Origin of the sequence: Flavobacterium eburneipallidum, assembly GCF_027111355.2 — a bacterium.
GTDB lineage: Bacteria > Bacteroidota > Bacteroidia > Flavobacteriales > Flavobacteriaceae > Flavobacterium > Flavobacterium eburneipallidum.
In genome coordinates this window covers 2,164,541-2,177,796 of sequence record NZ_CP114291.2, presented here as the reverse complement: position 1 = coordinate 2,177,796, position 13,256 = coordinate 2,164,541, and the positions used below count along the sequence as shown (strand labels likewise).

Sequence of the window (13,256 nt, the reverse complement as noted above, 5' to 3'; positions counted from 1 at the left end):
TATGAAAGTTAATTTCTAAACGAATTTCTGGTAATAAGATTTTTCAATTTCATTTTTAAATCTTCGCCTGTATCATACACCATTTGTTCGTTTGTTGGAAACGGAACGGCTCGTCTATCAAAATAAGAAAAATAATTGTCATCAGATGCTCGCCTGTCGCCTTTGCAGGTAGCATAAATATTTTCGAAAATAAATTCGCTGGCTAATGGGAATGATTGGATTAATTGATTGTTTTTCAAATTGATATAATCTACTTTAGCTTGAATTTGGCAGGATTTTAATTGTCTGGATTCAAAAATCCTAGCGGTTACAATTCTTAAATTATCTACCATAATCACTTTTCCGGTATTGTCTAAAACTACTTTTCCGTTGGCATCTAACAGTTTTTTTTGACCGTCTTTAATCTGACGTTCTTTGACAAATTCTCGCTCTTTTATTTGCTCTGGAGAAATGAGTATTTCTCTAAAACTAATCAACATACTGTAATCATACTCGATTCCTTTTTGTTTGCTGCCGTGAAAAACAGTCCATTTATTGTTCAATCCATACGTATTGAAATCTAATAAATCATTTTGCAAGCGAACTGGAATAATCATATTGGTTTCGTTTTTTGTGTAAACACTTACATAGTCAGTTCCTTTGTTTTGGGCTTCGTTCATTAAATCCAAAACGTTTTTGTAGTTGGGATTAATTTCGTTCAAATAAGTTAAATCGTCAAAAGCCTTACGGAAATTCATTTTATCGGAATTAGATGCTAATAATGCTTTGGCATTGGCATACAAATAACCCGAGAGTTTGTTTTTACTGGCAACCATTTTGTCATTGTAATTATCGAAAGGGAAAATGGCGTTTCTGCCTTCGTTTAATAACTTTATGGGAAGCAATGGTTTTATCTTCTCTTGGCGATCGTTCAATTGCAAATAGGTATTGTATATTTTCTCAAAATGAGCGGGATTGTTTTCTTTTTCTAATAAATTAATGGTGTTCAAATCGCGCTCTTTGGCTTTGGCGAAAGCTTCTTCTAGCAAATAAACATAATCTTGATTGCCTTTTTTGTCTTTATTGGTGCGTAAATTCGATATAGAATTATAAATGGCTTCGTCATAATTACCAGCACTCAACAAGTTTTGAGTTTGCTTCACTCCGCAGGAAGTTAGTAGTATAAAAGCGAATATAAAAAAGGAATGTTTTTTCATCTTAAAAAAAATTTCTGCGAATTTACTATAATTTTTGAACTGATTTGTAATTTTTTAGTTGGCTAAAATAATGCTATAAAAAATCCGACACTTTTGATAAAATGTCGGATTAGAAATCGAGTAAAGATGATTTTATTTCCTTACAAAAGGAGGAAGTAATTTATTGCAAACTTCTCCAAAACCAATTCGAACACCATTGTTTTTGCAATGCCCTCTAAAGGTTACGGTATCGCCATCATTTAGGAATTTGCGTTCTGTTCCGTCGTTGAGTTGGATTGGATTTTTTCCGCCCCATGTTAGTTCTAGCATCGAACCAAAACTATCAGGCGTTGGCCCCGAAATGGTTCCTGAACCCATCATATCACCAGAATTTACACGGCAACCGTTTGATGTATGATGTGCTAGTTGCTGACTCATCGACCAATACATATATTTAAAATTGGATCGTGTAACAATAGTTTCTTCTGCATTTTCGGGTTGAATACCCACTTCTAGGCTAATGTCAAAATTGTGTTTTCCTTTTTGTTGCAAATAGGGGAAAGGAGCAGGGTCTTGTTTAGGACCTTTAGTTCTAAAAGGTTCTAAAGCATCCATCGTGATAATCCACGGAGAAATAGAAGTAGCAAAGTTTTTTGCCAAGAATGGTCCAAGGGGTTCGTATTCCCATTTTTGAATGTCACGGGCACTCCAATCGTTCATTAATACCATTCCAAAAATATAATCTTCGGCTTCGGTTACCGGAATATTTTCTCCCATAATATTCGCATCGGTAGTAATAAAAGCCGTTTCTAATTCAAAATCTACTGATCTCGATGTCCCGAAAACAGGAGTTGTTTCTCCTTTTGGCAACGTTTGCCCCATGGGTCTGTGCACAGGAACTCCTGATGGAATAATCGAAGAGCTTCTGCCGTGGTATCCTAAAGGAATGTGCAACCAATTTGGCAATAAAGCATTTTCAGGATCACGGAACATTTTCCCAATGTTTGTAGCATGATTTTTATTGGAATAGAAATCAGTATAATCACCAATTAGTACTGGCAATTGCATTTCAATATCTTTGACATCAAAGATGATAATTTCGCGATGTTCTTGGTTGTCTCGAAGTTCAGGATTGGTTTCGTCAAATAATTCAGCCAGACGATTTCGAACCAATCGCCAGGTTTTTTTTCCGTCGGATATAAAGTCGTTCAAGGTATCTTGCATGAACATATCATCCGTCAAATCGATGCCTTCAAAATAATTCAATTGCTGCAAAGCACCCATGTCTATAGCAGAATCTCCTATTCTGGTTCCAATGGTAATTACGTCATCTTTAGTGATGAAAACTCCAAAAGGAATGTTTTGGATAGGAAAATCACTGTTCTCTGGAACTGTTATCCAAGACTTTCGATTAGTATTATTGGCTGATATAGGCATAGTGCTGTTAATTATTTTGTTGAAAATTACTTATCAAATGTATTATAATCTGTCAATTTACCAAACGTTTTTTTGTATTTTTGCACAATATAAATCAAATCTAAAGAGATGCAACGCGACGAACAAATTTTTGACCTTATTTTAGAGGAACAAGACAGACAAATTCACGGACTAGAACTTATAGCTTCGGAAAATTTTGTAAGTGACGAAGTAATTGAAGCAGCTGGTTCTGTTTTAACAAATAAATATGCTGAAGGTTATCCTGGCAAAAGATACTACGGCGGTTGCGAAGTAGTTGATATTATCGAACAAATTGCTATTGATAGAGCCAAAGAATTGTTTGGTGCTGCTTACGCAAACGTTCAACCACACTCTGGTTCTCAAGCAAATGCTTCTGTGTTTCATGCTTGTTTACAACCTGGAGATAAAATTTTAGGTTTCGATTTGTCTCATGGTGGTCACTTGACTCACGGTTCTCCAGTAAACTTTTCTGGACGTGTTTACAATCCAACTTTTTATGGTGTAGATAAAGAAACTGGAAGATTAGATTACGATAAAATTCAAGAAATAGCTACTAAAGAACAACCAAAATTAATCATCGCTGGAGCTTCGGCTTATTCTCGTGATATGGATTTTGAGCGTTTCAGAGTTATTGCTGATAGCGTGGGTGCTATTTTGATGGCTGATATTTCTCATCCTGCTGGTTTAATTGCAAAAGGATTATTGAATGATCCAATTCCTCATTGTCATATTGTAACTACTACTACTCACAAAACTTTGCGTGGTCCACGTGGTGGTTTAATCTTGATGGGGAAAGATTTCGAAAACCCTTGGGGATTGAAAACTCCAAAAGGAGAAATCAGAATGATGTCTGCTTTATTGGATTTAGCTGTTTTTCCTGGAAATCAAGGTGGACCTTTAATGCACATTATTGCAGCAAAAGCAGTAGCTTTTGGCGAAGCATTGCAAGATGAATTCTTTACTTATGCTATGCAATTGCAGAAAAATGCTAAAGCTATGGCGGAAGCGTTTGTAAAAAGAGGATACAATATTATCTCTGGAGGAACTGACAATCACATGATGTTGATCGATTTGAGAAACAAAAATATTTCTGGTAAAGAAGCTGAAAACGCATTGGTAAAAGCAGAAATTACAGTAAATAAAAACATGGTTCCTTTTGATGACAAATCTCCATTTGTAACTTCAGGTATTCGTGTGGGTACAGCTGCAATCACAACTCGTGGTCTTGTTGAAGCTGATATGGAAACTATTGTTGATTTGATTGACAGAGTTTTAACAGATCATACTAATGAAGAAGTTATTGAAGCAGTAGCTGCTGAAGTAGATGAAATGATGAGCGAAAGAGCTATTTTCGTTTTCTAAAAATAATATATTTCAATTACGGATTTCCACTAATTTCACTTTATTTGTGCTCATTAGTGGAATTCGTGTTTTTAAGCAAACCTCTTTCAATACATTATGATAACAATTTCTGACGCTACAGTTCTAGATATAGGAATCATTCAAACAATTGCGCATCAAACTTGGCCTGTTACTTATGGTGAAATTTTGTCGAAAGAACAAATAGTCTATATGCTCGATAAGATGTATTCTGATTCTGTTTTAAAAGAGAATATGACTCATCTTGAACACCACTTTTTACTGCTAGTCGAGGATGAAGTTTGTCAAGGTTTTGCATCTTATGAACATCATTATTTGAATAGGAATTACACCAGACTACATAAATTGTACTTGCTTCCAGCAACACAAGGAAAGGGTTTAGGAAAGTTGCTATTAGAAAAAATCATAGGTTTAGCTAAAGAAAACAAATCCGAAGGAATTTCACTGAATGTTAACCGATTCAATAAAGCGTACACTTTTTATCAAAAAATGGGTTTTGAAATTATGGAAGAAGAAGATTTAGCAATCGGTGATGGCTATTTGATGGAAGATTATAAGATGGAGAAAAAACTATGATTTTACCAACCATTTTTCAGTAGATTACCAACAAAAAAAAACACTGAAACTAATCAGTGTTTTTTGTGAATTTTGAAAATATAATTTTATTGTACTCTAGTTAAACCAATATTTTCAGGAGCATGAAGTACCATTGGGAATTTTTCTATTTTAACAGAACCGCTGTCTAAACCAAAAGCACTTTCCTCTGAAAGACTGGCTTTTTTGATTAAGAAATACGAATTCATTATTACTTTTTCAAAGAATGTTAAATCACTATCATTAGACAAATATTTTTCAGAAAGAACGAATTTAAAATCGCCAATGATATTGTTTTTATTCAATGATTCATAGCGACTGGTAACATCCACTTCGCCTTTTCTTACCATGTCCTTAATTACTTCTTTGAACATCAGGCTTATTTTTGTTGGCTCTCTAAAACCTAAATTAAAATCAACTCTAAACAAGGTGTCGTCAATGATTTCGGTTACTTTGTATTCGGTTTTATATGGAACGTTTAAAATATTGACATGTACAAACCAATAGATGTCAGCTCTTTTGGGTCTTTTTCTTAAAATAGAATACATTACTTTTTCCTCTATTTCATCAATTTTACCAGCATTGGTCATATAAATCAAATGGGTAGCATATTTTGGAATGGACAGGTCATCACTCAATTCTAGCAATACTTTTTTGTATTCTTCAATTTTAACAATTTTAGTATAGCTCTTGTTGATTTTTTTAGCAAAATACCAAATAGTCATTACAGAAATAAGCATTGATGCAATAATTAAAGTAACATAACCTCCATCTGCAAATTTAGTGATATTAGCGATTAAGAAACCAAATTCGATAACTAGATAAATAGTAATTAATGGCACCATAAAGTACAATCGTACTCTTTTCATTATCATATAATAATTGAGCAAAACAGTAGTCATAATCATGCACAAAATGATGGCTAAACCATAAGCATGCTCCATATTACTAGATTTTTCAAAGTGTAAAACAATACCAACACAGCCCAAAAACAACAACCAGTTTATCGAAGGAATATACAATTGTCCTTTCAATTCTGATGGGTATTTTATTTTTACTTTTGGCCAAAAGTTCAATCTCATGGCTTCATTTATCAATGTAAATGAACCACTTATTAAAGCTTGAGAAGCAATTACTGCGGCCAAAGTTGCAATTACAATTCCAATGGGCTGAAACCAATCGGCCATGATTAAATAGAACGGATTTCCATTTTCTCCTCCTAAACTTTTAAGTGTTTCTCCTTCGTGATGAATCAAATAAGCACCTTGTCCGAAGTAATTTAAAATAAGAGTTGCTTTTACAAAAATCCAACTGATTCTGATATTTTTTCGTCCACAATGTCCCATGTCCGAGTATAAGGCTTCGGCTCCAGTGGTACAAAGGAAAACAAACCCTAAAACATAAAATCCTTCGGGATGAATGGTTAATAAATGATAAGCATAATAGGGATTAAAAGCTTTTAAAACTTCAGGATGTTCTGTGATTTGAATTACACCTAAAGTGCCTAGCATACCAAACCAAAGTAGCATTATTGGTGCAAAAAAGCGTCCTACTAGTTTAGAACCAAATTGCTGAATGGTAAAAAGAATAAATAAAATTCCAATTACGATGGGTACTGTGTTGATTTCAGGATAAAAGGTTTTAACACCTTCGACAGCCGATGAAACAGAGATAGGTGGTGTAATAATTCCATCCGCAAGCAAGGCACTTCCTCCAATGATAGCGGGGACTATCAGCCATTTGATTTTTGTTTTCTTGACCAGAGCATATAAAGCAAAAATTCCTCCTTCGCCGTGGTTATCTGCACTTAAAGTAATTAGTACATATTTGATGGTGGTTTGTAATGTAAGTGTCCAAAAAACACAAGATATTCCTCCTAAAACGATATCAGCATTAATAGTGTGTAAGCCAATTATAGCTTTCATTACATACAAGGGAGAGGTTCCAATATCGCCGTAAATTATTCCTAATGAAACTAATAAACCTCCTAACGTTAACTTGCTGTGCAAGTCCTTGTGCGATATACTCATGATATAAATTATATAAAAAAACTTGGCAAAGTTACTCTTTTTGGAAGTATAATTATTTTTTTAATATAAAAAACTTAAAAAAAACTAAAAAAAAACACGGCTTTTAGAACCGTGTTTTGTAAATGAATTAAATGTTATTAAGAGGATCTCCTGCCATTACTTCTTGAATTAGTATTGGCGTTATTCGAACCAGAATTTCTTGATGAATTTTCATTTCGAACTTCTGGACGTTGTGGAGTATTAGCTCTTTGATTTTCAACTCTTTGTTGAGATACTACTCTTGGCGTTTCAGTTCTGTTTTGCGAATAGTTTCTTGATTCTGTTCTTTGTTGAGTAGTTACTCTTGGTGCTTCAGTTCTGTTTTGCGAATAGTTTCTATTTGATTCTGTTCTTTGTTGAGTAGTTACTCTTGGTGCTTCAGTTCTGTTTTGCGAATAGTTTCTATTTGATTCTGTTCGTTGAGGAGTTGCTACTCTTTGTGATTGAGTTCTGTTTTGACTATAACTATTATTTCGGTTATTTCTTTTTTGATCTAACTCATAGCGGTTGTTTACAGTAGTATTTCTTCTGGCAAACGAATAATTTGGATATTGTCTTTCATAACCATTAGATCGTCTTGAACTGTATATTCCAACAGCAACGCTACTTCTTCTGTGATTTACATAATTATATGAGTTGTAGCTGTAATAATTATTTAGACAATTATTTACATTGTGACGGTATCTAAAAACTGGATAAGGATTCCAAGCATAATAATAACTTGGGTAAATATTCCAAGACCATGAAGAATAATATGGACGATAATTATTAACCCAAAATGAAGCATATATTAGAGGAGTTCTGTAATAAACAGGCTCATAAATGTAATTATCTCCATACATATAAGCATTTCCAACTACTTGTATTTGTACTTGATTGTACCTGTCTTTTTCTACTTCGATAGTTGCAACATCTTGATAAAGATCACGATCAAGTACCGATTGAATAATAACTAAATGGGTTCTATTTTCTACCGACTCTATTACACGCAAATAATCGACTTCATAATCGTTATTCAAATCTAGATTAGAGATTTGTAGTTTTGGATCATTTAATTGTCTTTCAAAATCTTGAAGATTTCTAGAATCTCCAAAAATTGAGGCCACTACTCTTAAATCTAAATTATCGCTAATTTCAGAATTTGTAGCACTTACAATTGTTCTATTTTGTCCTTGCATTTGTGATACAAATACAGAAGTCATCAGTGTCAATAATAGTATTTGAGTTTTCATGATTAAAAGAAATTAAGTTGTTTGATTTTAATTATCCAATTACTGTGCCAATTAAATTTTAATGTCCTTCTGAATGTTTAAAATGCTTGTTATTAAACTGATAATTAATATCTTAATGATGATTTATTTCTGTTTTAAAATAAAAAAACCAAGAAATAAATCAAACTATTTCTTGGTTTTTTTATTTTTTAAAAGGAGCTTAAGTTATTTTCTATTTCCTTTATCTCTGTACTGCTGCAATAATTTTCTTTTGAAATCGTCTTCAGCTTTTTTTAACTTAATGATTTTTGTGGCTGGTAAAATAGCCTTTAAATTAGCAATAAATTTTTTCTTTATTTGATACAATTCTGCTTCGTTACTTTCCATTTGGGCTAATAGTGCAGCAGCTTCTTTTTCACTCATTCTTTCTAAAGCTTCATCATTCATCCTAGCCTTTATAACTCTCATTTTGTCGCTTTTCAATTCAAATTGTTTTTTTTCAAAGGAATTGTACAAAGGCCAAAATTTAGTAGCTTCTTCAGTTGTTAAAGATAATTCATTGGTAATAAAACCAACTTTAAGCGCTTCTATTTGATCTTTTTTATCATTTAATTGTGCAAAAGAGTGTATGCTAAATAATAATAGTATAATAGGTAGTAATTTAATTGTCTTCATGGTCATTTAATTTAATATGTAATGTTCTAAATTGCTGTCTATAGAAAGTTCGTTTTCCAATGTTTTGTCATCAATATTCAAATCAATATTAATTTTTTGAATGTCTTTTTCGTCCAAAAGATTCACTAAATCGGCATCGGAAACATTGGAATGATAGCTGATATAATTTTCCAAAGTTGTTTGATCTATTTCCGAAGAACTTCTGGAGTAATTGTTGTAAATAGGGATACTCAATAGTGTAACTAATACAGCAGCTGCAGCATAAATCCAGTTTTTTCTTCTGGAAAACAGCGAAATTGTTTGAGGTTCTTCTTTTGGTAATTGTTGCATTACTCTTGCCGAAAGGGTATCAAAATAATGGTCTGGAGTTTTAAATCCTGACGCTACTTTCGGTTCGTTTTCTATTTTAAATGTTTTCATAATATTTATTAGACTTAATTATGGACAAAAAGTTTAATTTGCCGTAACAAAAGCTTCTATTTTTTTAACAGCATGATGATAGGATGCTTTCAAAGCACCTACTGATGTGCCGAGTATTTCTGATATTTCTTCGTATTTTAATTCTTCAAAATATTTCATTTTGAAAACCAATTGTTGTTTTTCAGGCAATTGTACAATGGCTTTTTGCAATTTTATTTGAATTTCATTTCCATCAAAATAAATATCTGATTTGAGATTGTCAATGGTTTTATTTTGTAATGTTTCCGATGAAACACCACTTAATTTTGCTTTTTGACTCAAAAAAGTTAATGCTTCATTGGTTGCTATGCGATACATCCAAGAGAAAAGTTTGCTTTCGCCTTTAAATTTAATCAGGTTTTGAAATACTTTTACAAAAGTGTTTTGCAAAACATCATCAGCATCGTCATGATTCAAAACAATATTTCGAATATGATTGTATAATGGTTTTTGATATATTTTCAAGAGTTTTTGAAACGCTTGATTTTGCGTTTTCGGATTTAATAATTCTTGAATAAATTCCTTTTCTTCTTGCAAGGCTACTATTTATCAGTTAGAATTGAATTTATTCAAAAGGTTTAAAATAGTTTCGAATTATTTTTAAAATTCGGATGGTTCTTCCTCTGTAACTGGAGAAATAATTGCTGGTTTTGGTACAGTTACTACTGGTTTTGCAACTGCTTTTTGTTGCAATGGATAATAAATTTCTGTAACCCACTTGGATGGATTATTAATTTGGCTTTTGCCAATAGTGTATATTTCTAAATGCGAAAAAGCAGCATCGCTAATGAGATGTTTTTCACGAAGATATTGTGTGGCTTTGTCTAATGCTTTTTTATTATGTGAATAATCTCCTTTCAGAGTTGTTTTCAAAGCCTGAAACGCATCTAATGTCTTTGACGTTATGTCACTTCCTTCGGATATATGAATCGAATCTTTTATCGGAATGCAAATAGATAGTTTGGTTAATTCTTTTGAGGTGTCATAAGTATGATAAATCACAAATGGTTTTCCGCTAATTGTGAGGTTGTTATTATTGCAAAAATTAGTAATTTTAGTAAAAACAATTCCAGAATTTTTACTCACTTTTGAGAACTCGCAAGTAAAAGTTTGGGCTAAATAATGGCTTTTGGTTTTATTTACTATACCATCAACTTTTATTGAATAGGTATTGATTTCGTAGTCGAGTTTTCGATCTAAATTAGCCAAACTTTTTTCGAACATTAATTCAAATATTTTTTTAGCGCCACCATTAAATGAAGTCAAAACTTTAAACATAAATCCCATTTCACCTTTTGCTTTCCATGATACTTTTGTTCCTCCAATCGTATCTTTAAAATGTATCGAAATAGTTGCATTATTCCCATTGAAATTCATTTTTTGAGAAATACTATCGTTTTCTTTTACATATAATGTTTGCAAATCACCATTACCTTCTTTTCCGTCCCAAGAAAAAGAACTTCCTGATCCTATCGTATTTTGAGAATAGTCAATTTGCATTAACGAATCCTCTACAGCCAACGAATTCCATTCTTTCCAGTTTTTGGCATCGTTTACATAATTGTATATAGCTGATTTTGGAGAATTTATAACTAGGCTTTTTTCAACGGTGAATTTTCCTTTTTGAGTCGCAACAAAAACAGATAGGGTTACTAAACTAAGTAATAATAAAAGAAAAAGATATTTTAAAATTCTCATAATAGATAGGTTAATTTGCGTTGTAAAGTTAGAAATTATATTAATACTATTAGCATATATAAAATAATCCATATTAGGGTTTTATCTTTTTATTAAATATCTTTCTTGAAAATAGCATTAATTTGAATATCAATCCATTTCAATTTTCTTTATTTAAGCCTTCCTTTTTTTATTGGAATAATGTTTTAAAGTTAAGATTTTGCTTCATTCATAAATTTTGCATAAATATTATGCGTGCATTGTAAAATGTTTAAAAAATACATACATTTGCCATATTGTGTTATAAATAAAACAACTAAATAATCTTATATCGATGAAATTACTTAAAATTGCAGGAGTTATTATGACAGTTGGCGTTTCTTTTGCGTCGAATGCACAAGCAGTAAAAGCTACAGATGCAAAAACTATCCAGAAAGACCCTTTTGAATATGTTGTCGAACAATTTGGCGACGTAAAAGTATTGCGTTATCAAATTCCAGGATGGGAAGATTTGACCCTAAAAGAGCAAAAATTAGTTTATTATCTTACTCAAGCAGGATATTCAGGACGAGATATTGCTTATGATCAACATTACAAATACAATCTAAAAATTAGAAAAGCACTCGAAAATATCTATGTAAATTACAAAGGAGATAAAGCTTCAGCAGATTGGAAAAATTTTGAAATTTATTTAAAAAGAGTTTGGTTTGCTAACGGAATTCATCATCATTATTCGAATGATAAAATGAAGCCTCTTTTTTCTAAAAATTACTTAACTAGTTTATTAAAAGCTACTAAAACAAGTTTATCTCCAGCAATTGTAGATATTCTATTTAACGATGTCGATGCTAAAAAAGTAAATTTAGACACCTCAAAAGGATTAGTAGAAGGTTCAGCAATCAATTTCTATGAAAAAGGCATTACTGCAAAAGAAGTAGAAGATTTTTATGCCAGCAAAATAAGTCCTGATCCTAAAAGACCTTATTCTTATGGATTAAATTCTAAACTAGTTCGCAATGCCAAAGGACAATTAGAAGAAAAAGTATGGAAAAGTGGTGGAATGTACGGATCAGCAATTGACAAAATAGTATATTGGTTAGAAAAAGCCAAAGGAGTTGCCGAAAACCAAAAACAAGCCGATGCTCTAGGATTACTGATTAGTTATTACAAAACAGGAGATTTAAAAACTTGGGACGAATATAACATCGCCTGGTTGCAAGCTACAGAAGGAAACATTGACTACATCAACAGTTTTATTGAGGTTTACAATGATCCTTTAGGAAATAAAGGTTCTTATGAAAGTATTGTGCAAATTAAAGATTTTAATTTGTCTAAAAAGATGGAAGTAGTATCTAAAAACGCACAATGGTTTGAAGATAATTCTACGATAATGACCGCTCATAAAAAGAAAAATGTAGTAGGAGTATCGTATAAAACAGTAATTGTTGCTGGTGAATCTGGTGATTCTTCTCCTGCAACACCAATTGGAGTAAACCTACCAAATGCCGATTGGATTCGTGCGGAACACGGTTCAAAATCAGTTTCGTTGGCTAATATTATTGATTCTTATAACAAAGCAGGAGGAAAAGGAAGGTTACAGGAATTTGCCAATGATGCCGAAGAAATTGCTTTAGCCGAAAAATATGCAGAATTGGGAGATAAAATGCACACAGCATTGCATGAAGTTATTGGTCACGCTTCAGGACAATTAAATCCAGGTGTGGCAACTCCGGAGAAAACCTTGAAAAATTATGCTTCAACCCTTGAAGAGGGAAGAGCCGATTTAGTAGGATTGTATTTTGTTTACAATCCAAAACTACAAGAACTTGGTTTGGTTGACGATTGGAAAAAACTAGGAATGGAGTCTTATGATTCCTATATCAGAAATGGTTTGATGGGACAATTGGTGCGTTTAGAACCAGGAGCAGATATTGAAGAGGCACACATGAGAAACCGTCAATACATTAGTGCTTGGGCTTTTGAAAAAGGAAAAGCAGATAATGTAATCGAAAAAATTACTCGTGATGGTAAAACGTATTTCAACATTACTAATTATGAAAAATTACACGATTTATTTGGACAATTGTTACGTGAAATTCAACGTATCAAATCCGAGGGTGATTATGAAGCAGGAAAAGCATTGGTTGAAAATTATGGTGTAAAAGTAGATCAGAAGTTACACGCCGAGGTTTTGGAAAGAAACAAAAAATTCAATGCAGCACCTTATAGCGGTTTTGTAAATCCAATTTTAGTACCAAAATTAGATGCCAAAGGAGAAATTATTTCGATAGAAGTAAAACAACCTAAAACTTTTGCAGAGCAAATGTTGTATTATTCTAAAAACTATAATTTTCTGCCTTTAGAAAATTAAGGTTAATGAATTGATATAGAAAAGGATGTCTTAACTGACATCCTTTTTTTTGTTTTTATCTTTTAAAAAATATTTTTATCACAAACAACAAAACTATAAAAAGCGCAAACCCAATCAATATTTTGAAGTTTCCTTTGTAGAATAATTTATGCAAATTGGCATCTTTTCTATAGGCAAAAATCATTGC

The 13,256-nt window shown here is 32.2% G+C and carries 11 protein-coding genes; 3 read left to right on the top strand and 8 right to left on the bottom strand.

Annotation, left to right across the window (positions count from 1 at the left end; translation table 11 throughout):
* Positions 1 to 8 precede the first annotated feature (8 nt).
* Together OZP15_RS09115 and fahA are read right to left on the bottom strand one after the other, a co-directional pair.
* Positions 9 to 1,196, bottom strand: coding sequence for a hypothetical protein (locus OZP15_RS09115; RefSeq protein ID WP_281335918.1), 1,188 nt, complete (start codon positions 1,194 to 1,196; stop codon positions 9 to 11).
* A 132-nt stretch (positions 1,197 to 1,328) separates the two neighbouring features.
* Positions 1,329 to 2,612, bottom strand: a complete 1,284-nt coding sequence (gene fahA / locus OZP15_RS09110; protein ID WP_281335917.1) for a fumarylacetoacetase — start codon at positions 2,610 to 2,612, stop codon at positions 1,329 to 1,331.
* Positions 2,613 to 2,720: 108 nt separating this feature from the next.
* Between fahA and glyA the strand changes: the two genes are divergently transcribed.
* Together glyA and OZP15_RS09100 are read left to right on the top strand one after the other, a co-directional pair.
* On the top strand, positions 2,721 to 3,995 hold the full coding sequence (gene glyA / locus OZP15_RS09105; protein ID WP_281335916.1) for a serine hydroxymethyltransferase: 1,275 nt from the start codon (positions 2,721 to 2,723) through the stop codon (positions 3,993 to 3,995).
* 96 nt (positions 3,996 to 4,091) lie between these two features.
* On the top strand, positions 4,092 to 4,589 hold the full coding sequence (locus tag OZP15_RS09100) for a GNAT family N-acetyltransferase (protein ID WP_269225159.1): 498 nt from the start codon (positions 4,092 to 4,094) through the stop codon (positions 4,587 to 4,589).
* Positions 4,590 to 4,675: 86 nt separating this feature from the next.
* Here the strand turns inward: OZP15_RS09100 and OZP15_RS09095 are convergent, their stop codons facing one another.
* The 6 genes from OZP15_RS09095 to OZP15_RS09070 form a co-directional block, all read right to left on the bottom strand.
* Complete coding sequence (locus tag OZP15_RS09095) at positions 4,676 to 6,637, bottom strand: KUP/HAK/KT family potassium transporter (protein WP_281335915.1); 1,962 nt, start codon at positions 6,635 to 6,637, stop codon at positions 4,676 to 4,678.
* Between the two features lie 137 nt (positions 6,638 to 6,774).
* Positions 6,775 to 7,908: a hypothetical protein gene (locus OZP15_RS09090; RefSeq protein WP_269225158.1), complete on the bottom strand. Its 1,134-nt coding sequence runs from the start codon at positions 7,906 to 7,908 to the stop codon at positions 6,775 to 6,777.
* A gap of 204 nt (positions 7,909 to 8,112) precedes the next feature.
* Positions 8,113 to 8,562 (bottom strand): sensor of ECF-type sigma factor, encoded by a 450-nt coding sequence (locus tag OZP15_RS09085; protein ID WP_281335914.1) that lies wholly within the window; start codon positions 8,560 to 8,562, stop codon positions 8,113 to 8,115.
* Positions 8,563 to 8,568: 6 nt separating this feature from the next.
* Complete coding sequence (locus tag OZP15_RS09080; protein ID WP_269225157.1) at positions 8,569 to 8,982, bottom strand: hypothetical protein; 414 nt, start codon at positions 8,980 to 8,982, stop codon at positions 8,569 to 8,571.
* A 33-nt stretch (positions 8,983 to 9,015) separates the two neighbouring features.
* Entirely contained in the window at positions 9,016 to 9,558 is a 543-nt protein-coding gene (locus tag OZP15_RS09075) for an RNA polymerase sigma factor (protein ID WP_269225156.1), read from the bottom strand.
* Between the two features lie 63 nt (positions 9,559 to 9,621).
* Positions 9,622 to 10,719, bottom strand: a complete 1,098-nt coding sequence (locus OZP15_RS09070; protein WP_281335913.1) for an SRPBCC family protein — start codon at positions 10,717 to 10,719, stop codon at positions 9,622 to 9,624.
* Positions 10,720 to 11,032: 313 nt separating this feature from the next.
* On the opposite strand from OZP15_RS09070, the gene OZP15_RS09065 reads away from it, so the two are divergent.
* Positions 11,033 to 13,069 (top strand): dipeptidyl-peptidase 3 family protein, encoded by a 2,037-nt coding sequence (locus tag OZP15_RS09065; RefSeq protein WP_269225154.1) that lies wholly within the window; start codon positions 11,033 to 11,035, stop codon positions 13,067 to 13,069.
* Positions 13,070 to 13,256 lie beyond the last annotated feature (187 nt).

Excerpts from the sequence above, each read along its gene's own strand:
- OZP15_RS09115 (WP_281335918.1), bottom strand. The coding sequence starts at position 1,196 with ATGAAAAAACATTCCTTTTTTATATTCGCTTTTATACTACTAACTTCC.
- fahA (WP_281335917.1), bottom strand. The coding sequence starts at position 2,612 with ATGCCTATATCAGCCAATAATACTAATCGAAAGTCTTGGATAACAGTT.
- glyA (WP_281335916.1), top strand. The coding sequence starts at position 2,721 with ATGCAACGCGACGAACAAATTTTTGACCTTATTTTAGAGGAACAAGAC.
- OZP15_RS09100 (WP_269225159.1), top strand. The coding sequence starts at position 4,092 with ATGATAACAATTTCTGACGCTACAGTTCTAGATATAGGAATCATTCAA.
- OZP15_RS09095 (WP_281335915.1), bottom strand. The coding sequence starts at position 6,637 with ATGAGTATATCGCACAAGGACTTGCACAGCAAGTTAACGTTAGGAGGT.
- OZP15_RS09090 (WP_269225158.1), bottom strand. The coding sequence starts at position 7,908 with ATGAAAACTCAAATACTATTATTGACACTGATGACTTCTGTATTTGTA.
- OZP15_RS09085 (WP_281335914.1), bottom strand. The coding sequence starts at position 8,562 with ATGAAGACAATTAAATTACTACCTATTATACTATTATTATTTAGCATA.
- OZP15_RS09080 (WP_269225157.1), bottom strand. The coding sequence starts at position 8,982 with ATGAAAACATTTAAAATAGAAAACGAACCGAAAGTAGCGTCAGGATTT.
- OZP15_RS09070 (WP_281335913.1), bottom strand. The coding sequence starts at position 10,719 with ATGAGAATTTTAAAATATCTTTTTCTTTTATTATTACTTAGTTTAGTA.
- OZP15_RS09065 (WP_269225154.1), top strand. The coding sequence starts at position 11,033 with ATGAAATTACTTAAAATTGCAGGAGTTATTATGACAGTTGGCGTTTCT.